This window comes from Ensifer sp. ENS07, from assembly GCF_014852185.1.
Taxonomy (GTDB): Bacteria; Pseudomonadota; Alphaproteobacteria; order Rhizobiales; family Rhizobiaceae; genus Ensifer; species Ensifer adhaerens.
On the sequence record NZ_JACVBE010000020.1, the window covers coordinates 38,960 to 59,231 of the forward strand.

Here is a 20,272-nt window from a genome sequence, read left to right on the forward strand (position 1 = left end):
GAGACGATCGTTACCCTTCTTGATCGCGCATCGGAGGCTATCGCGATTGCCGTGAAGTCGGCGACCTATCGCGGCCAGCTTCACGACCTGCTGGAGGAAACGCAACGGCAGTCCGAAGAGTTGCAAACGCAAAGCGAGGAGCTGCGCGTTTCAAACGAAGAGCTTGAAGAGCAGGGGAGGGCGCTTAAGGAATCGCAGGCGCACCTTGAGCAGCAGCAGATCGAACTTGAGCAGAACAACGCTCAACTGGAAACACAGGCGCAGCGGCTTGAGCTTCAGCGCGATGACCTGGAGCGCGCAAACGTATCCATATCGGCCAAGGCCAAAGAACTCGAGCAGGCAAGCCGGTACAAGTCCGATTTCCTTGCCAACATGTCTCACGAGCTGCGTACGCCGCTGAACTCTTCCTTGATTCTGGCCAAGCTGCTCGCTGACAATGCCGACGAAAACCTGACTGAGGAGCAGGTGAAGTTTGCCAAGACGATCCAATCCTCGGGCAATGATCTGTTGAACCTGATCAACGACATTCTCGATCTCTCCAAGATCGAGGCAGGGCATGTGGAAATCCGGCCGGAAGCGGTGTCGCTGGAGCGTCTGGCCGGAAACCTTCGCCAGGTCTTCATGCCGTTGGCGACTGAGAAGAAACTCGGGTTTTCCGTTGAGCTTTCAGGAGATCTCCCGGTCAGCATCGAAACCGATCCGTTGCGGCTCGAACAAATCCTCAAGAACTTGCTTTCCAACGCGATCAAATTCACCGAGACCGGCAAGGTTACCTTGGTGATTGGCTCGGTTGCCGAAGGTAAGATTAGCTTCTCCGTCAGCGACACCGGAATCGGAATTGCACAGGAACACCAGCGGGCGATCTTCGATGCCTTCCATCAGGCCGATGGCACAATCAGCCGTAAGTATGGCGGCACCGGGCTCGGTCTTTCTATCTCTCGGCAACTGGCGCGGCTTTTGGGCGGAACGATCGTGCTTCAAAGCCAGGCGGGACAGGGCAGTACGTTTACCGTTACCATCGGGGAACGGTTCGATGTGGCCAAGCCGACAGCTCTTGCGCCAAGTCCAGGAACGCTCGCAACGACGGTCACGGCGCAAAAGGCAAGTTCGGTTACGCCGAGGCCGATCCGCCGGATCGACGACGACCGCGATGTTCTGACAGATACCAAACGCGTGCTGTTGGTGATCGAAGATGATGACACTTTTGCCGGCATCGTCCGTGACCTGTCGCGGGAAATGGGTTTCCAGGCAATTGTCGCGGCAACCGCCGAAGAGGCGCTTTCGCTTGCGAAGGAATTCATGCCAAGCGCCGTCGTGCTCGATATAGGGTTGCCGGATCAATCGGGCCTCGCCGTCCTGGACCGACTGAAGCATGATGTCTTGACCCGTCATATCCCGATCCATGTCGTGTCGGGGAGCGATCACACCGAGAGTGCCTACTCTCTCGGGGCTGCCGGTTATGCCATCAAGCCCGTCAATCGAGAAGAACTGTTGAAGGTTCTGCAAAAGCTCGAGGCGCGGTTTACGAAACAGATGCATCGCGTCCTGGTCGTCGAGGACGATCCGGTTCAGCGCGAAGCGGTGGCAAAACTGATCGGCACCCAGGACGTTGAGACGGTGACCGCCAGCACCGCCGCCGAATGCCTTGACCTCCTGAAGCACCAGACTTTCGACTGCATGGTGCTTGACCTGTCGTTGCCTGACGCGTCGGGATATTCGTTGCTGGAGACGCTGAGCTCACAGAGCGCCTATGCCTTCCCGCCCGTCATCGTTTATACCGGACGCGAACTCTCGGCGGATGATGAGCAAAAGTTGAGGCGCTACTCGAAGTCGATCATCATCAAGGGGGCGAAATCCCCCGAACGACTGCTCGATGAAGTGAGCCTGTTCCTGCATCAGGTGATATCGGAACTGCCGGACGAACAGCAAAAGATGATCCGCAAGGCGCGCAACCGCGATGCGCTGTTGGAGGGGCGTCGCATTCTCGTGGTGGAAGACGACATCCGAAACGTCTACGCGCTCACCAACATTCTCGAACCGCGCGGTGCGATTGTTGAGATCGCGCGCAACGGCCGCGAGGCACTGGAGGCTCTCGAAAAAGCTTCATCTGGCCCCGGGCGCCCGATCGAGCTCGTGCTGATGGACGTCATGATGCCTGTGATGGACGGGTTGGTCGCAACCGCTGAAATCCGAAGGAACCCGGCTTGGAGGAAGTTGCCAATCATTGCGCTGACCGCCAAGGCAATGCCGGACGATCAGGAGCGCTGCATTGAGGCTGGGGCGAATGATTACATGGCCAAGCCGCTGGACGTCGACAGGCTCCTGTCGCTGGTGCGTGTATGGATGCCCAAATGACCGAAGCCACCGCCGCTGAAAAGGTGGAAGACATCGAGATCCGGCTGCTGCTGGAAGCGCTGTTTCTCAAATACCACTATGACTTTCGCAACTATGCGCTGGCCTCGATCAAGCGCCGCCTGAAGAAGGCGCGCGAACAACTGGGGTTCGAAACTATCTCGGCGATGCAGGAGGGACTTCTGCACGATCAGGCAATGCTGCCCCAATTGCTGCGTTTTCTGACCGTCCAGGTGAGCGAGATGTTTCGCGATCCGAGTTACTTCCAGGCGATCCGGGAAAAGGTCGTTCCCCACTTGAGGACCTACCCTTCCTTGAAGGTGTGGATTGCTGGCTGCAGCAGCGGCGAAGAGCTTTATTCGCTGGTTATTCTGTTTCGCGAAGAAGGCCTCGAAGATCGAACGATCTTCTATGCCACTGACATCAGTCATGAAGCGCTGGAGGCGGCCGAGGCCGGCGTCTATGCACTCGACAGGATACAGCTTTTCACCGAGAACCATCGCAAGTCGGGTGGAAAGTCATCGTTGTCGGACTACTATCAGGCGGCATACGGCAAGGCGCTGTTCGATAAGACCTTGCGCCGGCATGTCGTGTTTTCGGATCACAGCCTGGTAACCGACGCTGTTTTTGCAGAAATGCACCTCATATCGTGCCGAAACGTCATGATCTACTTCGACCGCGCGCTTCAGGACCGCGCGGTGGGTCTTTTCAAGGACTCGCTCGCTCGCAAAGGTTTCCTTGGGCTCGGCGCCAAGGAGAATTTGCGCTTTTCCCTTCATGCCGATGCATTCACGGATTTCGTGCGTGAGGAGAAGATCTACCAAAGGCGTGTCGAATGACGCCGGCAAAAGCTCAAGCGGTGATCATTGGCGCTTCGGCGGGGGCTGTCGAAGCACTTTCGGCCATTCTGCCGGCGTTGCCGCGAAGCTTCCGGTTGCCCGTGATCGTGGTCGTTCACGTTCCATCCGACAGGCCGAGCCTTATGGTCGACCTGTTTCGCGCAAAGTGCCGGTTGCCTGTCGAGGAGGCCGAGGACAAACAGTCGCTCGAGGCCGGCACGATCTATTTTGCGCCGCCGGACTATCATCTGCTCGTTGAAACGGACAGGAACCTGTCCCTCTCCTCTGATGAGCCTGTCCTCTTCTCCCGCCCATCGATCGACATACTTTTCGAAAGTGCTGCCGATGCCTTCGGTCCGGATCTTGTCGCGATTGTCCTGACCGGCGCCAATCGTGATGGGGCAGACGGCCTGGCGGCTGTCCACAAAGCAGGCGGGACGGCGATCGTGCAAAACCCTGAAAGCGCTCACGCTCGCGCCATGCCGGAAGCTGCAATCCAATCATGCCCGAGCGCGATCGTCCTGTCGCTCGATGCCATTGCCGAATACTTGAAAGAGGTCTGAGAACAACTATGGAGCCCGTCCCGTTTCTACTGGTCGATGACCTCGAGGAAAACCTCATATCGCTCGAGGCACTGCTTCGCCGCGACGATCGCCTTCTCATGAAGGCGCGGTCCGGCGACCAGGCGCTTGAGATCCTGCTTCAACAAGACGTGGCGCTCGCGCTCGTCGACGTTCAGATGCCGGGTCTGGACGGTTTCGAACTTGCCGAGCTGATGCGCGGCAACGAACGCACGCGGCACATTCCCATCATCTTCGTTACGGCGGGTATTGCAGACGGCCGACGCCGCTTTCGCGGCTACGAGGCTGGCGCGGTGGACTTCATCCAAAAGCCGATTGAACCGGACGTTCTGTCAAGCAAAGTCGACGTGTTCTTCGAACTGTACCGGCAAAGGCAGCAACTCGCCGCGCAACGAGATGAGCTCGCTGCCCAGGCGCAGGCGCTCAAGCAGGCAGCGGAGCACAAGGATATCCTGCTGCGGGAAATCAATCACCGCATCAAGAACCTGTTCAGCCTCACCGCCGGGTTGATCTCGGTGAGCGCCAGGCAAGCCACAACCGTCTCCGATCTCGAGGCTGATCTGCGGTCGCGGCTACACGCGTTGTCTCGCGCCCACGAGCTTACACTGCCCGACCTCGTCGGAGAGGACGATCGCGGAGACATCGCGACGACGGTTGTGGCGCTGTTGAAGGCGATCGTTGCGCCACACGACCACGCTCACGGCTCTCGCATCCTGATCTCCGGAACGGACGCTCCCCTCGGCGACAAGGCACTGACGTCAATGGCGCTCCTTCTGCACGAGCTAACCACCAACGCTGTCAAGTATGGTGCCCTTTCCGGCCCTGCGGGGCAATTGAGCATCGACCTTTCGACGATCGACGAAGAACTTCACGTCAAGTGGAGTGAACACGGATCACATCCCTTGTCCGAGAGCTCCGAAAGGACGGGATTTGGAACGACGCTGGAGAAAGCGGCAATCTTGGGATTGAACGGATCGCTGGCGCGAAATTGGCGGACAGATGGGCTTTGTCTGGCGCTCCGCATCCCGCTGGCCAATCTAAAAAGCTGATCAGTCGTCGCCCTGCTCGCGGACGGGAGAGCGACTTTTCTCATGGCCGTCGCAGGCGACGCCCAAAGAAGGCCAGCGCAGCTCCGAGCTCCGTCGACGTCATCGAGGAAGGATCTACAATCTGTGTGCCATCGACCCGAGTGATCGTCACTTGGACGCGGGCCGTCGCGGATCGGAGCGTCAACGAAGGAGAGGAATCTAAAACCGTTCCAGCATCTTCTTGAGAGTTACGTTCTGCGCACGGAGTTGTTCCGCCAGCAGTTTTCGGAGGCGGCTGTTTTCCGCATCAAGTGAAACCAACTCTTCCAAGGGCATCGTCGGCGCCGATCTCGACTCCAGATCCGACTGTTTCTCCGTAGGTTCCGAAGCGGTCCTCGGGGAGGGGCGGGGAGAATGCTTCCCGCTGGCGCGTTTCGGTAAACCGCGGGTCCTGGCGACAGTAAGCGGGCCAATTGCGGTCTCCCGAGCTTTATCAGCGACATTGGCATTTAAATACGCCGCAGCGACCTGGTCAGCCACCTTATTCGTCGGTTCGGGCGCCGTGATCACGGCCGGTTCGTCAACAAGACTCGGGACATCAGCATCACAGGCGGGATCAATGCCGCCGTCGGCATTCAATTCTTGACGGCCGAACAGATGAGCCGCTTCGTTTTCAACCTCGCGCGCAAGGGTCTTGAGATCTGTGTTGCCCCAGATCGAACCCGCTTGCGCTTTTGGCTGACGGCGGCCGGATTTGAACTCAACAACGAACCTGCGTTGTGGCCTTTTCATATAGTTTGAACCCAATGTAGATCGACGTGCTGCGGCATGATTGGCTGCACAACGTCGGGTGCAACCTCGCATCTCAGCCGCCCGCCAATGGAGCGGTGGAGCCACAGCGCTCAGCGCGTGGCTTCTCCGGGCCTCAATCTATGCCAAGCCTCTTGCGCAGGTCGGCATTCTCAGTGCGCAGTTTTTCCGTCAGGAGTTTTCGCAGCTTCTGGTTCTCGGCGTCGAGCTTCACCAGTTCGGCGAACTCGTCGCTGGCCGATGCGGGTTTTTTGCTCGTCTTATCATCCGCCTTTAAGCTACCCTTCCAGTTATAGTAGGTCTGCTCGGATATTCCTGCGCTTTTAATCGCATCTTTGATCGTGCTCGTGCCGTCTGCGACCTGGGCCCCGATCTGCCTCAGCTTCTCGAGTTTATCTTGTTCGCTGAACTTACGGGACTTGGTGGGTTGCTTTGATGCTGTTGCCTTCGAAGTCGCCCGTGTGGTTTCCCCAGCCGCTTTCTGACGCTTCGTCGCGCTTCGCTTTGCTCGCTCGGGTGTGTGCACAGTCGTTGCGTCCTCCGCAACCAGGCTGGTTGGCGTCGTGTTTTCGTCAGGCATTAGTGATCCCTTTTTTATGGTCGCCCTTTTTTTCAACCGAGTGAAGACCAGAGTCAACATTACTTGCCGGTCGATTTTTGGTGTCGATCCAATAGGGTATACGGATTGGCTAGAAGTTTCCATGCTGGAGCAACTAGACACTAAACCCGAGGGTCCAGATCGGCGTTCGCCGACAAGGCTTCAATTGCACTGCAGGCTCAACGGTTGTCGATGGGGCGGCGTAGCACTTCCCCATCGACAGCAAGGTTCAAATTGCGTGCATTGGCAGCTGCACTCATCTTGCCTTTGCTTTGCCAAGGACAGATGTGACGGCCTCGACCGCCGCTTTCACCACAACATTGGCCTCGTCCTTTGTGAGGCAAAGCGGTGGCGCAAAGCCGAGGATATCACCTTGCGGCATGGCCCGCCCGATGACGCCGCGCTCAAGCAGGGCAGCCGCAACTTGCGGGCCGATCTTCTTTGCCGGATCGAAAAATACCCGGTCGTCCTTATCCTCGACGAACTCAATTGCGGCCATCAGGCCATCGCCACGTACTTCGCCCACATGTCTGTGGTCAGCGAGTGACTTCGTCAGTTCAAAGCGGAAATAGGCACCCGTGCTGCCGGCATTTTCAACCAGGCCCAACTCGTCGATCAGTTCGAGGTTGGCGACCCCCGCGGCCGCACAGATCGGATGGGCGGAATAGGTCCAGCCATGGCCGATCGCGCCCAGTTCGTCGGATCCTTGCACCAGCACCTGCCACATCTTATCCGATACGATCGTGCCGGAAAGCGGCGCGTAGGCCGAGGTCAGACCCTTGGCAATGGTGATGAGGTCGGGCTTCATGCCGTAGTGGTCCGATCCGAACATCGTGCCGAGACGGCCGAAGCCGGTCACCACCTCGTCTGCGACGAGCAGGATGTCGTATTTTTCGAGCACAGCCTGGACCTTCTGCCAGTAGCCCTTCGGCGGCGGCACGATGCCGCCAGTACCGAGGATCGGCTCGCCGATGAGGGCGGCGATCGTCTCCGGTCCTTCCGCAAGGATCATCTCCTCGAGCTTGTCGGCGCAATATTGCGAGAACTGCTCTTCATCCATCGAGCGATCGGGGCGTCGGAAGAAGTAGGGTGCTTCGGTGTGCAGGATCGGCGCGCGCGGCAGGTCAAAGGCGTTGTGGAATAGATGCAAGCCGGTCAGGGAGCCCGTCATGACGCCGGAGCCGTGATAGCCGCGCCAGCGGGAGATGATCTTCTTCTTTTCCGGCCGGCCAAGGATGTTGTTGTAGTACCAGATCAGCTTGATGTTGGTCTCGTTGGCATCGGAGCCTGAAAGACCGAAATAGACGCGGCTCATGCCCGCCGGCGCACGATCGATGATCATCTTGGAAAGCGTGATCGACGCTTCCGTACCGTGGCCGACATAGGCGTGATAATAAGCAAGGTTCTTCGCCTGCTCGGCGATCGCGTCTGCGATCTTCTGCCGGCCGTAGCCCACATTGACGCAATAAAGGCCAGCAAAGGCATCGAGGCTCGTCCTGCCGCTGGTGTCGGTAATATACACACCTTCGCCGCCGCCGATCACCCGGGTCGGTGTTTCACCACGCGCATGCATGCCCATATGCGTGGAGGGGTGGAAGAAGTGATCACGGTCCCAGGCGCTGAGTTCGTTGCTTTTTTCGAGCATGGTCTTTCCTTTCGCGTATGAAATGTGGCGCCTGCGCTCAGGCGGCCGTATCGATGCAGAGATATTTGAGTTCGGTGAAGGCCTCGATGCCGTGGCGGGAGCCTTCGCGGCCAAGGCCCGACTGTTTCCAGCCGCCGAAGGGGATCGGTCCGCCGGTGATCTTCACCCGATTGATCGCGACCATCCCGTACTCCAAAGCCCGTGCAAGACGCATCTGGCGCGCTCCGTTTTCGGTGACGACATAGGCGACGAGGCCGTACTCGGTGTCGTTTGCCCGGGCGACTACTTCGGTCTCGCTGTCGAAGGCGGTGACCGCGGCAACCGGGCCGAAGGTCTCCTCACGCATGATCAGCGCATCGTCCGGTACATCCGTCAAAAGGGTCGGCTCGAAGAACAGAGCGCCTGTCTTGTGGCGCTTGCCGCCCGCCAGCAGCTTTGCGCCGCGCTTCAGCGCATCGGCGACCTGTTCTTCCACCTTGGCGATGGCACGCTCGTGCATCAGGGGGCCGATCTCGGCGTCTGGTTCGAGGCCCGAGGCAACCTTCAGCGCTTCGATGCGAGCCTTGAAGGCCCGCGTGAAGTCCGCAAGTGCAGGGCGCTCGACATAAATGCGGTTGGCGGCGAGGCAATCCTGCCCGGATGTGGCGAACTTCGCCGCCATTGCGATGTCGGCAGCCTTCTCGATGTCGGCATCGGCAAAGACGATCAATGGTGCATGGCCACCGAGCTCCATCACCATCCGCTTCATGGTGTCAGCGCACTGGCCCGCAATCAGCTTGCCGATCTGCGTCGAGCCGGTGAAGCTCATGGCGCGAATACGCGGATCGGCATTCATGCGGCCGACGATCGTGGCGGCATCGCCGGTCACCACATTGAAGACACCCGCGGGAAGCCCAGCCCGCTCGCCAAGTTCGGCAAGGGCGAGCGCTGAAAGCGGCGTTTCGCTGGAGGGATGCGCAACGACCGTGCAGCCGGCGGCAAGGGCAGCTGCGGCCTTCCGGGTGATCATGGCTGAGGGGAAGTTCCACGGCGTCACGATCCCGACGACACCCAGCGCCTCGCGCCGCACGATCATTTCGGCTCCGGGCAGATGGCTGGTGACGCTTTCCGCATTCAGCCGCTTTCCTTCCTCCGCGTACCATTCGACGAAGGAGGCCGCGTAGTCGATTTCACCGCGCGATTCGGCGAGTGGTTTGCCCTGTTCCAGCGTCATCAAGAGCGCAAGGTCCTCGCGCGACTCCAGTATCAGGTCGTGCCACTTGCGAAGAATCGCGGAACGCTGCTGCGGCAGCATGCTGCGCCAGGCGGGCAGTGCGTCACTCGCCGCCGAGATGGCTTCTGCGGCCTCATCGGCACCAAGGGCTGCGACCCAGGCAAGCGTCGCCGACGAGGCAGGGTCCGTCACCTTGAAGCTTGCGCCGTCGCGGCTAGCAATCCAGCGCCCACCGACATAGGAGAGCTCCCTTAAGAGGTGCGGATCGGCAAGGCGGGCAAGCGCGTCGTGAAAGGTCGTGCGGGCAAATACGGCGGTCATGGCAGCCTCCTCTTGGTGTCTGGAGGGAGTCTGCCAGAGGGCGAGGGACAGATTGTCCATTGCCGGGGTGGGCGTCAGAGACTTTGGCTAAAGATTGGCCCGGCCGTAGACAATCTCTCTATTCGGAAGGGGGAAGCAACGTCTCGAGTGGAAGCACGGTCTCCTCCTTCACCGTCTTGGTGACGATGTAGGTGAAGTAGCGGTCGATGCCGAGCTCACGGTCAAGCAGGCTGTCGACAAGGCGCTGGTACGCATCGATATCACGCGCCACGATCTTCAGGATGTAATCGACGCCACCGCCGACCGACCAGCAGGCCACGATCTCGGGCGTTGTCGCGACAGCCCGTTCGAAGCGTTCGAAATCCACTTGCCGATGATTGGCGAGCGTCACCTCCATCATCACGCTGGCAACAGGCGCAACGCGTCGCACCGCAACACGCGCGTGATATCCCGTGACGATGCCGGCCTTTTCCAGCTTGCGCAGGCGCAGCCAGCAGGGCGTTGGTGATAGACCCGCCCGTTCCGCCAGCGCCAGCTTGGTGATGCGTCCGTTCTGCTGGATCGCCTCCAGGATACGCAGGTCGATGGCGTCGAGTTTCATTCGGGGCGCCCTCCGGGCGGGGATCGTGTCAAAGCGGAGGAAAAGACAATGGGAAACCATTTTGGCATTGTCAATTGAACTGATTTTGAGCACTGTCGAAATCATGACAAATTGGCGACCCGACATATCCCAGTTGCGCCGGCCGGCCTATCTCTCCCTCGCCGAGCAGATCGCCCGCGCCATCCAGGAAGGGCATCTGCCGAACGGGACGCGCCTGCTGCCGCATCGCAAGCTCGCCGACGACCTGAAACTTTCCGTGCAAACCGTCAGCCGCGCCTACGACGAACTGATCCGACGAGGGCTCATTTCCGGAGAAATTGGTCGAGGTTCCTTCGTGCAGACAAGGCCGAAGGAGCCTGAGCCGCCCTACCTGCCGGAGCGTCTTGGCGAACTGGTGGATCTCTCGATCCTGAAACCTGTGTGCGAGCAACTCCATCTGGAGCGCATGCGCGCAGCCTTCGGGTGGCTGGCGGAGAACCTGCCGTCAAGTTCGGCGCTTTCGTTCCGGCCGAATATGGTTTTCCCGCGCCATCGCACCGTCGCGGCCGAGTGGCTGTCGCGGTGCGGTCTCGATGTATCGCCCCTCAATATCAGTCTGACGAATGGCGCAACCTCAGGCATGACAGTGGCGCTGATGAGCGTCGCTCCGCCGGGCTCGACCGTTGCGACCGAGGCGATCAGCCACCACACGCTTGTGCCGCTTTCCAGCTACCTTGGCCTTCATCTCGAGGGCTTGCCGATCGATCGCGAAGGCATGATCCCCGAGGCGTTGGATGAAGCTTGCCGCACCGGCGTCATCCGCGCCGTCTTTCTCCAGCCCTCGGTGATCAATCCGACCGCGGCGTTGATGGGGCCTGAGCGCCGGCAGGCGCTTGCCGAGGTCGCACGACGCCACGATATCGCGATCATCGAGAACGACATCCTGGGGCCGCTTGTGGAAGGTCGGGCGCCGCCGATTGCGGCCTATGCGCCGGAGCGCACCCTCTACGTCACCAGCTTCACAAAGATCACGGTACCGGGCCTGCGCATCGGCTATCTTGCCGCTCCGGATCGCTATGTCGCAGCGGCTGCCAACCGCCATCTCGTCTCCAACTGGATGGCGACGCCTTCAATCGCCGAGATCGCAACACTTTGGGTCAGCGACGGCACGGCGATGGAACTCGTCAATTGGCAGCGCCGGGCACTTGGCGTTCGTCACACGATCGCCGAGGATGCGCTTGCGGGCTTGCCCTATTATAGCCATCCGCAGAGCCTGCATGTGTGGCTACCCTTACCGGAAGGGCATGCGGAGGAAGGGTTCGTATCCCAGGCGCGTCTGCGCGGTGTCGCTATTGCGCCCGGCTCTTCGTTCCGCACGGCCGACCAGGGTTGGCAGCCGGCGGTGCGCATTTCGCTCGGCTCGACCACCGAGCAGGAATTGCGCACCGGACTTGGCATTCTCGCCTCACTCGCCAGCGGAAATCCAGAAGCGCTGTTGCTCGCGATTTGAGTGAACTGCCTTGCAAATGGGCGATGTCAGAATAATTGTACTGATATTATTATTGACATTGACATGATTTTGTTTGCCGCGCATCGTTGCTCCATCACTTGTCTCAATAGGGAGAGACATGCATGGCAGCGCCGATCATCCGCATCGACAACATCACCAAACGCTACGGTCCCTTGACCGTACTCGACGGTTTGTCGATGGACGTGCTGCCGGGCGAAAAGCTGGCGCTTATCGGTCCCTCCGGATCGGGCAAGACAACGATCCTGCGCATTCTCATGACATTGGAGGCGATCAGCGGCGGCCATATCGAGGTCGACGGCGACCAGCTCTATCATATGCCGAAGAACGGCAGCCTCGCGCCGGCCGACGACCGCCATCTGCACAAGATGCGCGAGAAGATCGGTATGGTCTTCCAGCACTTCAATCTCTTCCCGCACAAGTGCGTGCTCGACAATGTCACGCTCGCGCCGATGCTGACGAAAGGCATGGCGAAGGCCGCGGCGGAGAAGCGGGCGATGGAGCTTCTCGACATGGTGGGCATGGCCGACAAGGCAAAGAGCATGCCCGCGCAATTGTCCGGCGGACAGAAGCAGCGCGTTGCGATCGCCCGGGCGCTGGCTCTTTCGCCAAAGATCATGCTGTTTGACGAGGTGACCTCGGCACTCGACCCGGAACTGGTCGAAGAAGTGCTGAATGTCATGCGCAAGCTTGCGGTCGAAACAGACATGACCATGCTGCTCGTCACGCATGAGATGGGTTTCGCCCATGATTTTGCCGATCGCATTCTCTTTTTCGACCGCGGCAAGATCGTCGAGGAGGGCAAGCCGGACGAGATTTTCCGCACGCCCAAGCAGGAACGCACGCAGACCTTCCTGCGCAAGATCATCGCGGCAGGGCACCGCGTCTGAGCGGCTTTGCCGCCCGGAAACAAGGCTCCAAACAAAAACCAGGGACAGCCAGAGGAGTTCGCAACTATGAGCATGAGAACCTTTTTGACCATAACCGCCAGCGCGGGCGCCCTCACGGCAATGGTTGCCACAGCGCCAGCCTGGGCCGACGGCAAGCTTGAGGAACTGAAGGAACAGGGTTTCGCCCGTGTCGCCATCGCCAACGAACCGCCCTTTACGGCAGTTGCCGCCGACGGCAAGGTTTCTGGCGCAGCTCCGGACGTCGCGCGTGAGGTCTTCAAACGCCTTGGTGTCGAAGACATCGTCGCCTCGATTTCTGAATATGGCGCGATGATCCCGGGCCTTCAGGCCGGTCGCCACGACGTCATCACTGCCGGCCTTTTCATGAAGCCGGAACGTTGCAACGCCGTTGCCTATTCAGAACCGATCCTTTGTGATGCCGAAGCCTTCGCGCTGAAAAAGGGCAACCCGCTGAAGCTGAAGAGCTACAAGGATATCGCCGACAACCCGGACGCCAAGATCGGCGCGCCAGGTGGCGGTACGGAAGAAAAGCTCGCGCTCGAAGCCGGCGTCCCGCGCGATCGTGTCATTGTCGTTCCGGATGGCCAGAGCGGCCTGAAGATGCTGCAGGACGGCCGTATCGACGTCTATTCTCTGCCGGTGCTTTCCATCAACGCTCTTGTCGCCAAGGCGAACGACCCCAGTGTCGAAGTCGTGGCGCCGGTTGAAGGCGCGCCGGTCTATTGCGACGGCGCGGCCTTCAAGAAGGGCGAGGAAGCCTTGCGCGATGCCTTCGACGTGGAACTCGCAAAGCTCAAGCAGTCGGGCGAGTTTGCCAAGATCATCGAACCCTATGGCTTCTCTGCCGCGGCCGCGATGTCGACGACCCGCGAAAAGCTCTGCGCCGCCAAGTAAGGCCGCAGCAATCGGGCCTCTTCCCAAACCGGGGAGAGGCAGTCCGCTCCCTCGTATATGGAAGAACGATGACCGACTGGTCCGGCTACATAGGGCTGATCCTTGAAGGCGCGCTCGTGACGCTTGAGCTTACCGTGCTCGGCTCCTTGCTCGCGCTCGTCATGGCATTCGTCGCGGGTCTTGGACGCGTCAGCCGCATTTTCGTGGTTCGCGCGCTTGCCACCACCTATATCGAGTTTTTCCGCGGCACGTCGATCTTCGTCCAGCTGTTCTGGGTCTACTTCGTGCTGCCATTCGCCGGCGTCACCTTGTCGCCGCTTCAGGCCGGCGTACTGGCGCTGGGACTGAACGTGGGAGCCTATGGGGCGGAGGTCGTGCGCGGCGCGGTCAAGGCGATCGGCCGCGAGCAACGCGAGGCCTGCATAGCGCTCAATCTCTCGCGCTATCAGTCGATGCGTTACGTTGTCCTTCCGCAGGCCCTGCCGCTGATGCTTCCGACCTTCTGCAACAACGCGATCGAGCTCTTGAAGGGTACGGCCGTCGTGTCGCTGATCTCGCTCACCGACATGACCTTTCAGGCCCAGGTGGTCCGCGCCCAGACCGGCAGCACGCTCGTTCCTTTCGCAACGATTCTCGTGCTCTACTTCCTGATGGCACTCGCCATCTCCAACGGCATGCGCTGGCTGGAACGCCGGGTAACACGCGGCCTTGATGGCGTGAGGACCTGACGATGGAATGGGACTGGAATTTCGTTTGGGAAATCATGCCGACCCTGCTTGAGGGTCTGAAGATCACCATATTGGCAACCGTTTTCGGCGCGGCACTCGCTGCCATCATCGGCCTCGTCTTTGCCATCCTGCGCATGACCGCGCCTAAGCCGATTGCGAAGGTCACGGGCTTCATCGTGGAGTTCATTCGCGGCACGCCGCTCCTTGTCCAGCTCTACTTCATCTTCTTCGTGTTGCCGGATATTGGCGTTCGCCTGCCGGCAATGCTCGCCGGCATCATCGGCCTTGGGCTCCACTATGGCACCTATGCGGCGGAGGTCTACCGCGCCGGTATCGAGAACGTGCCGCGCGGCCAATGGGAGGCGGCCAAGGCGACGAACCTCACCGGCCGCCAGACCTGGGTTCACGTCATCCTGCCACAGGCGATCCCGCCGATGATCCCGGCGCTCGCCAACTATCTGATCGCCATGTTCAAGGAGACACCGCTCCTTTCCGCCATCACAGTGCTCGAACTGATGAACCAGGCGAAAAGCGTGGCCAACAGCAGCTATCGCTACATCGAGCCGATGACGCTGGTCGGGGTCTTCTTCCTGATCATGAGCCTGATCTCCGTCGTCTTCCTGCGTTGGTTGGAAGAACGATACGCCCAAGTGGAGGAGCGCTGATGCGAGCGGTCGATCTTACACTTTCCTCGCGCATGCCGAAGCTGGATGAGCGTCCGCTCGACAAGCGCATCGGCCTGATCATCCTTGCGACCGACCACACCACGGAAGTGGACTTCCATCGCATGGTGGCAAGCGAGCAGATTGGCGTCTATGCGACGCGCATTCCCTACGCGAACCCGGTGACGCCGGAGAACTTGCGCGCCATGCAGCCCTCGCTGACATCAGCGGCCGCACTGATCCTGCCGGACGAACCTCTAGACATTGTCATGTATTCCTGCACCTCCGCGTCCGTCGTCATCGGCGACGCGCAAGTCAAGGCGGCGATCCATGCGGCCAAGCCAAGTGCTTCCGTCGTCACGCCGACTGCGGCGGCGGCCTCTGGCCTCAAGGCGTTCGGTGCCAAGCGGATTTCCGTACTGACGCCCTACACGATCGAGACCAGCGAGCCGATGGCTAACTATTTCGTGTCGCTTGGCTTCGACATCGCCCGTTTCACTTGCCTCGGTCTTGATGACGACCGGGCGATGGCGCGCATTTCTCCGGACGAAATCGTCGCCTTTGCGAAGCAAGCGACGGCGCCAGACAGCGACGCGCTTTTCATATCGTGCACGGCGGTGCGGGCGGCAGGCGTCGCGGCCGAGATCGAGGCCGTCATCGGCAAGCCGGTCGTTACCAGCAATCTCGCCACTGCCTGGGCCTGCCTGCGCCTCTGCGGCAATGAGACGGCACGGCCGGATCTCGGGCAACTCATGACACTTGCCTATTTGGACCGGTAGCGATGTCGAACCTTCCCGTAACAGTGGCGGATATCGAACAGGCGGCGCGGCGCATAAAGGGCCGGGTCTTGAATACGCCATTCGTGCTTTCCGCTTCGCTCTGCGAACGCTTCGGTGTGCCCGTCGGCCTGAAGCTCGAGCACCACCAGACGACAGGCAGCTTCAAGCTCCGCGGCGCCACGAATGCCGTGCTCTCGCTGACGTCGGAAGAGCGGGCGAGGGGTGTCGTCGCCGCCTCGACCGGCAATCACGGCCGGGCGCTCGCCCATGCCGCCAAGGCCGCAGGATCAGTCGCGACAATCTGCGTGTCCAAACTCGTGCCCAACAACAAGGTGTCGGACATCCGAAGGCTTGGGGCCAATGTCCTGATCGTCGGCAAATCGCAGGACGAAGCCCAGCATGAAGTGGATCGGCTGGTGGCTGAAGAGGGTCTCGTCATGGTGCCACCCTTCGATAATCGAACGGTCGTTGCCGGGCAGGGCACGCTCGGTCTGGAGATCGTCGAGGCAATGCCGGATGTGGCGACGGTTTTTGTGCCGCTTTCCGGCGGTGGGCTTGCGGCCGGTGTCGCCGCGGCCGTGAAAGGGCGGTCACCGAAGACCCGCGTCATCGGCCTTACGATGGAACGTGGCGCGGCAATGAAGGCGAGCCTTAGCGCAGGGCGGCCGGTGCAAGTCGAGGAGGTGGCAAGCCTTGCCGATTCCCTCGGTGGCGGCATCGGCCTTGATAACGCCGTGACCTTCGAAATGTGCCGCGCGCTGCTCGACGACGTGATCTTGCTGTCTGAAGCCGAGATCGCGGCCGGTATGCGGCATGCGTATTCCCAGGAGCGCGAGGTGATCGAGGGGGCAGGGGCCGTCGGCATCGCGGCCTTGCTTTCCCGCCGGTTTGGCCGGCTGGAGGGGCCGGTGGCGGTCATCCTCTCCGGCCGTAATGTCGACATGGACCTGCATCGACGGGTCATCAATGGCGGGGTCGATCCGCTAGCGGAGACCGCGGCATGACGGCGATGAGAATTCTTACCGAGGCGGAACTCAGGCGTATCGTTCCGCTCGATCTCGATGCCATTGCCTGCGTCGAAGGAGCGTTTCACGCGCTTGCCACCAAAGCGGTGGCGATGCCGCCGATCCTGAGGCTCGACATCCCTGAAGAGCGCGGTGAGGTCGATGTTAAGACGGCTTACGTGCCCGGTCTCGACGGTTTCGCCATCAAGATCAGCCCCGGCTTCTTCAATAATCCGAAGATCGGCCTGCAGAGCACCAACGGCCTGATGGTGCTGCTTTCGGCGAAGACCGGCCTGGTAGAGGCCGTCCTGCTCGACAACGGTTACCTGACGGATGTGCGCACAGCGGCGGCCGGCGCGGTCGCGGCTCGACAACTTTCGCGCCCGGATGCCGCGGTTGTCGCCATCTTCGGCGCCGGCATGCAGGCAAGGTTGCAGCTTGAGGCCTTAAGTCTGGTGCGGCCGATCCGCGAAGCGCGCATCTGGGCGAGAGATGCTGCTAAAGCCGAGGCCGTCGCTGCGGACTTGACGGTGAAGCTCGGCTTTCCGGTTCGGGCGGAGGCCGACGGCCGGGCGGCTGTCGATGGTGCGGAGATCATCGTCACCACCACGCCTTCCGAAACACCGGTGCTTCGGGCCGAATGGCTCCAGCCTGGCCAGCATGTCACGGCCATGGGGTCGGACGCCGAGCACAAAAACGAGATCGAGCCCGCCATTGTCGCCACCGCCGGCCTCTATGTCGCCGATAGCCTGAAGCAGACGCGCAGGCTCGGCGAATTGCATCATGCCATCGAAGCGGGCCTCGTGACGGAGGATACGATCTTCCCCGAACTCGGCGAGATCGTCGCCGGGCGCAAACCGGGCCGCAGCGGCCCCGAGCAGATCACCGTGGCGGACCTTACCGGCACGGGCATTCAGGACACCGCCATAGCTACGCTTGCTGGCGCCCGCGCGGCAATGGCGGGCGCCGGCACGATCTTCGAGAGTTGAGACCGGCTTTTCGCCGGGTATAGAGGAAAAACCGATGAAACAAGCGAACCTGAAGTTCTCGCTTCCGGAGTATGAAACGCGTCTTCAAAAAACGCGAAAAGCGATGGAAGCCAAGGGCATCGACGTGCTGATCGTCAGCGATCCGTCGAACATGAACTGGCTGACCGGCTATGACGGCTGGTCTTTCTACGTGCACCAATGCGTCGTCGTGCCGCCGACGGGCGAGCCCATCTGGTATGGCCGCGGCCAGGATGCCAACGGCGCCAAATTCACCGCCTACCTCAAACACGAGAACATCGTCGGCTATCCGGACCACTATGTGCAGTCCACCGAGCGCCACCCGATGGATTACCTCTCGGCCAAGCTCGCCGAACGGGGCCTCGACAAGCTGACGATCGGCGTGGAGATGGACAATTACTGGTTCTCCGCCGCCGCCTTCGCTTCACTTGTGAAGCACCTGCCGAATGCGCGTTTCATCGATGCGACCGCACTCGTCAACTGGCAGCGCGCGGTCAAGAGCGAGGCCGAAATCCGCTACATGCGCAACGCCGCAAGGATCGTCGAAAAGATGCATGAACGCATCTTCGACAAGATCGCGGTCGGCATGCGCAAATGCGATCTGGTCGCGGAGATTTACGATGCCGGTACCCGAGGGGTCGATGGCATCGGCGGCGATTATCCAGCAATCGTCCCGCTGTTACCTTCGGGCGTGGAGGCTTCCGCGCCGCACCTGACCTGGGACGACCGGCCGATGAAGAGAGGCGAAGGTACGTTCTTCGAGATTGCCGGCTGCTACCACCGTTATCACGTGCCGCTGTCGCGCACCGTCTTTCTCGGCAAGCCGACACAGGCGTTCCTCGATGCCGAGAAGGCGACGCTGGAAGGCATGGAGGCAGGCCTCGAAAAGGCCCGGCCCGGCAATACCTGCGAGGATATCGCAAACGCTTTCTTCGCCGTGCTGAAGAAGTACGGCATCGTGAAGGACAATCGCACAGGCTACGGCATCGGCGTTTCCTATCCGCCGGACTGGGGCGAGCGCACGATGAGCCTGCGTCCAGGTGACCGCAGCGAACTCAAACCCGGCATGACTTTCCACTTCATGACGGGCCTCTGGCTCGAGGACATGGGCTTTGAGACCACGGAAAGCATCCTGATCACCGAGAGCGGTGTCGAGTGCCTCGCCAACGTGCCGCGCAAACTGCTCGTGAAGGATTGAGCCATGCGGGAAATCAACCTTCGTCCTTCGCCGATCAGTTCTACGGTCGATTTTTCGGCCGAGGGCGTTCAGCATGGTTTCCTGCGTCTGCCTCACAGCCGCGACGATTCCGCCTGGGGCTCGGTGATGATCCCGGTGACAGTCGTGAAGAACGGGGAGGGCCCGACGGCCCTTCTCACCGGCGGCAACCACGGCGATGAGTATGAGGGCCCGATTGCGCTCTTCGATCTCGCCCGCACGCTGAAGGCCGATGACGTCACGGGCCGCGTCATCATCGTGCCGGCGATGAACTATCCGGCCTTTTTGGCCGGCACCCGCACCTCGCCGATCGACAAGGGCAACATGAACCGAAGCTTTCCAGGCACGCCGGACGGCACGGTCACCCAGAAGATCGCGGACTATTTCCAGCGCACGCTGTTACCGCTTGCCGAGATCGTGCTCGACTTTCATTCAGGCGGAAAGACGCTCGACTTTCTGCCTTTCTGCGCCGCCCATGTGCTGCCAGACAAGGCACAGGAGGAAAAATCCTTCGAACTCGTCAGGGCCTTCGGCGCCCCATGGTCGATGAAGATGCTGGAGATCGATGCCGTCGGCATGTACGACACGGCGGCGGAGGAGATGGGCAAGGTCTTCATCACCACCGAGCTCGGCGGTGGCGGCACGGCGACGGCCAGGAGCGCGCGTATCGCCAAGGCGGGCGTTTCCAACGTGCTGAAGGCGGCAGGTATCTTGAAAGGGGCAGTCGAAAGCGGTGAAACCACGTGGCTCGACATGCCCGACGGCAACTGCTTTTGCTTTGCCGAGAACGGCGGCCTTGTTGAACCGTTCGTCGATCTCGGCGACCAGGTGAGGAGCGGGGAAATCGTCGCCCGCATCTATCCGATCGGCCGTACAGGCGACGAACCGCTGAACATACGGGCAAAGATGGACGGCATCCTCGTCGCTCGCCATTTCCCCGGGCTCGTCAAATCCGGTGATTGCGTCAGCGTGCTCGCAACTATTGTCGCGGCATAGGGCTTAAGGACCACCGGCGACCGTTGCGTGCGAGCCATCCCCTAACCGAAAGGGGACGCCTCGCTGACGTCAATAAAACAGGGCCAGGATTTCTAACGCGCCCTGCGGAATTGGCTAACGTCAAGGTCGGACAGTTCTCTCCAAGCGTGTTCGAATTTCGAACTCGCAGATTGCCAGGGTGGCATTGCCCTCCTGGCAGTCACGCGGGCCAGAACAACGCCGCCGGCTCGTTCGACAGTCACGATGACGCTACGGTGCCTGTCGTCTTCAGCGATCTTGTCGGCGATCGACCTGCCATTGGTCACCGCCTGACTGTCATTGGCGTGAAACGCTCCATGGTCATCGCGACTGATCCTGCCGGACAGGTGAATATGAAAGAGGTATCGGGGCATGTTGCCACTCGAGCAATGATAACTTTTCTACTTCTTAGCAGTCTCGTTGATCTATTGCGCGTGACAGTTGCGTGACATGGCTTGTGGGGCGTGACGCAGCCATCCATCGATGGCAGGTGAGGTGCGGCCACGCGTGAGAGTGGCCGTGTGGTTGACCGCATCATTTTACGGCTCCGGGCTCCCGACAC

At 60.6% G+C, this 20,272-nt stretch carries 20 protein-coding genes; 14 read left to right on the forward strand and 6 right to left on the reverse strand.

Annotated elements, in window-relative coordinates:
• Positions 1–51 precede the first annotated feature (51 nt).
• Genes IB277_RS35035 through IB277_RS35050 form a run of 4 tightly spaced genes read left to right on the forward strand, consistent with a single transcriptional unit; the run spans position 52 to position 4,821 of the window.
• Entirely contained in the window at positions 52–2,355 is a 2,304-nt protein-coding gene (locus IB277_RS35035) for a response regulator (RefSeq protein WP_371813758.1), read from the forward strand.
• Positions 2,352–3,191: a protein-glutamate O-methyltransferase CheR gene (locus IB277_RS35040; RefSeq protein WP_060581349.1), complete on the forward strand. Its 840-nt coding sequence runs from the start codon at positions 2,352–2,354 to the stop codon at positions 3,189–3,191. Before IB277_RS35035 ends, IB277_RS35040 begins: the two co-directional genes overlap by 4 nt.
• Positions 3,188–3,754 carry a chemotaxis protein CheB gene (locus IB277_RS35045; RefSeq protein WP_192372997.1) on the forward strand — a complete coding sequence of 189 codons (567 nt, stop codon included), beginning with the start codon at positions 3,188–3,190 and terminating at the stop codon, positions 3,752–3,754. Before IB277_RS35040 ends, IB277_RS35045 begins: the two co-directional genes overlap by 4 nt.
• Before the next feature lie 8 nt (positions 3,755–3,762).
• The gene (locus tag IB277_RS35050) at positions 3,763–4,821 is read left to right on the forward strand and encodes a response regulator (protein WP_060581351.1); all 1,059 of its coding nucleotides are present in this window, start codon (positions 3,763–3,765) and stop codon (positions 4,819–4,821) included.
• Positions 4,822–5,019: 198 nt separating this feature from the next.
• Here the strand turns inward: IB277_RS35050 and IB277_RS35055 are convergent, their stop codons facing one another.
• From IB277_RS35055 to IB277_RS35075, 5 genes are all read right to left on the reverse strand, one after another.
• The gene (locus tag IB277_RS35055; RefSeq protein WP_192372999.1) at positions 5,020–5,592 is read right to left on the reverse strand and encodes a hypothetical protein; all 573 of its coding nucleotides are present in this window, start codon (positions 5,590–5,592) and stop codon (positions 5,020–5,022) included.
• Between the two features lie 133 nt (positions 5,593–5,725).
• Entirely contained in the window at positions 5,726–6,190 is a 465-nt protein-coding gene (locus IB277_RS35060; RefSeq protein WP_060581353.1) for a transposase, read from the reverse strand.
• 274 nt (positions 6,191–6,464) lie between these two features.
• Positions 6,465–7,853: an aspartate aminotransferase family protein gene (locus tag IB277_RS35065; protein WP_192373001.1), complete on the reverse strand. Its 1,389-nt coding sequence runs from the start codon at positions 7,851–7,853 to the stop codon at positions 6,465–6,467.
• Positions 7,854–7,890: 37 nt separating this feature from the next.
• On the reverse strand, positions 7,891–9,387 hold the full coding sequence (locus tag IB277_RS35070) for an NAD-dependent succinate-semialdehyde dehydrogenase (protein WP_192373003.1): 1,497 nt from the start codon (positions 9,385–9,387) through the stop codon (positions 7,891–7,893).
• Between the two features lie 118 nt (positions 9,388–9,505).
• On the reverse strand, positions 9,506–9,988 hold the full coding sequence (locus IB277_RS35075) for an Lrp/AsnC family transcriptional regulator (protein ID WP_060608022.1): 483 nt from the start codon (positions 9,986–9,988) through the stop codon (positions 9,506–9,508).
• Between the two features lie 67 nt (positions 9,989–10,055).
• Here IB277_RS35075 and IB277_RS35080 point away from each other — a divergent pair, with 67 nt between their 5' ends.
• The 10 genes from IB277_RS35080 to doeB all read left to right on the forward strand — a co-directional run bounded on the left by IB277_RS35080 (position 10,056) and on the right by doeB (position 19,692).
• Complete coding sequence (locus IB277_RS35080) at positions 10,056–11,477, forward strand: PLP-dependent aminotransferase family protein (protein WP_246812890.1); 1,422 nt, start codon at positions 10,056–10,058, stop codon at positions 11,475–11,477.
• Positions 11,478–11,599: 122 nt separating this feature from the next.
• A complete protein-coding gene (gene ehuA / locus IB277_RS35085; protein ID WP_034794806.1) occupies positions 11,600–12,385 on the forward strand; it encodes an ectoine/hydroxyectoine ABC transporter ATP-binding protein EhuA in 786 nt (261 codons plus the stop codon).
• A 72-nt stretch (positions 12,386–12,457) separates the two neighbouring features.
• Positions 12,458–13,300 carry an ectoine/hydroxyectoine ABC transporter substrate-binding protein EhuB gene (ehuB, locus tag IB277_RS35090; RefSeq protein WP_371813759.1) on the forward strand — a complete coding sequence of 281 codons (843 nt, stop codon included), beginning with the start codon at positions 12,458–12,460 and terminating at the stop codon, positions 13,298–13,300.
• Positions 13,301–13,368: 68 nt separating this feature from the next.
• Entirely contained in the window at positions 13,369–14,028 is a 660-nt protein-coding gene (gene ehuC / locus IB277_RS35095; RefSeq protein WP_034794803.1) for an ectoine/hydroxyectoine ABC transporter permease subunit EhuC, read from the forward strand.
• A gap of 2 nt (positions 14,029–14,030) precedes the next feature.
• Positions 14,031–14,693, forward strand: coding sequence for an ectoine/hydroxyectoine ABC transporter permease subunit EhuD (gene ehuD, locus IB277_RS35100; protein WP_034794801.1), 663 nt, complete (start codon positions 14,031–14,033; stop codon positions 14,691–14,693).
• The gene (eutA, locus tag IB277_RS35105; RefSeq protein ID WP_371813755.1) at positions 14,693–15,469 is read left to right on the forward strand and encodes an ectoine utilization protein EutA; all 777 of its coding nucleotides are present in this window, start codon (positions 14,693–14,695) and stop codon (positions 15,467–15,469) included. Before ehuD ends, eutA begins: the two co-directional genes overlap by 1 nt.
• Positions 15,470–15,471: 2 nt before the next feature.
• Positions 15,472–16,473, forward strand: coding sequence for a hydroxyectoine utilization dehydratase EutB (eutB, locus tag IB277_RS35110; RefSeq protein WP_192373009.1), 1,002 nt, complete (start codon positions 15,472–15,474; stop codon positions 16,471–16,473).
• Positions 16,470–17,462, forward strand: coding sequence for an ectoine utilization protein EutC (gene eutC, locus IB277_RS35115; protein WP_192373011.1), 993 nt, complete (start codon positions 16,470–16,472; stop codon positions 17,460–17,462). Before eutB ends, eutC begins: the two co-directional genes overlap by 4 nt.
• 34 nt (positions 17,463–17,496) lie before the next feature.
• On the forward strand, positions 17,497–18,678 hold the full coding sequence (gene doeA / locus IB277_RS35120; RefSeq protein WP_034794791.1) for an ectoine hydrolase DoeA: 1,182 nt from the start codon (positions 17,497–17,499) through the stop codon (positions 18,676–18,678).
• A 3-nt stretch (positions 18,679–18,681) separates the two neighbouring features.
• Positions 18,682–19,692 carry a N(2)-acetyl-L-2,4-diaminobutanoate deacetylase DoeB gene (doeB, locus tag IB277_RS35125; RefSeq protein ID WP_192373013.1) on the forward strand — a complete coding sequence of 337 codons (1,011 nt, stop codon included), beginning with the start codon at positions 18,682–18,684 and terminating at the stop codon, positions 19,690–19,692.
• A 92-nt stretch (positions 19,693–19,784) separates the two neighbouring features.
• Here the strand turns inward: doeB and IB277_RS39065 are convergent, their stop codons facing one another.
• Positions 19,785–20,084 (reverse strand): hypothetical protein, encoded by a 300-nt coding sequence (locus IB277_RS39065; protein ID WP_034794785.1) that lies wholly within the window; start codon positions 20,082–20,084, stop codon positions 19,785–19,787.
• Between the last annotated feature and the right edge of the window lie 188 nt (positions 20,085–20,272).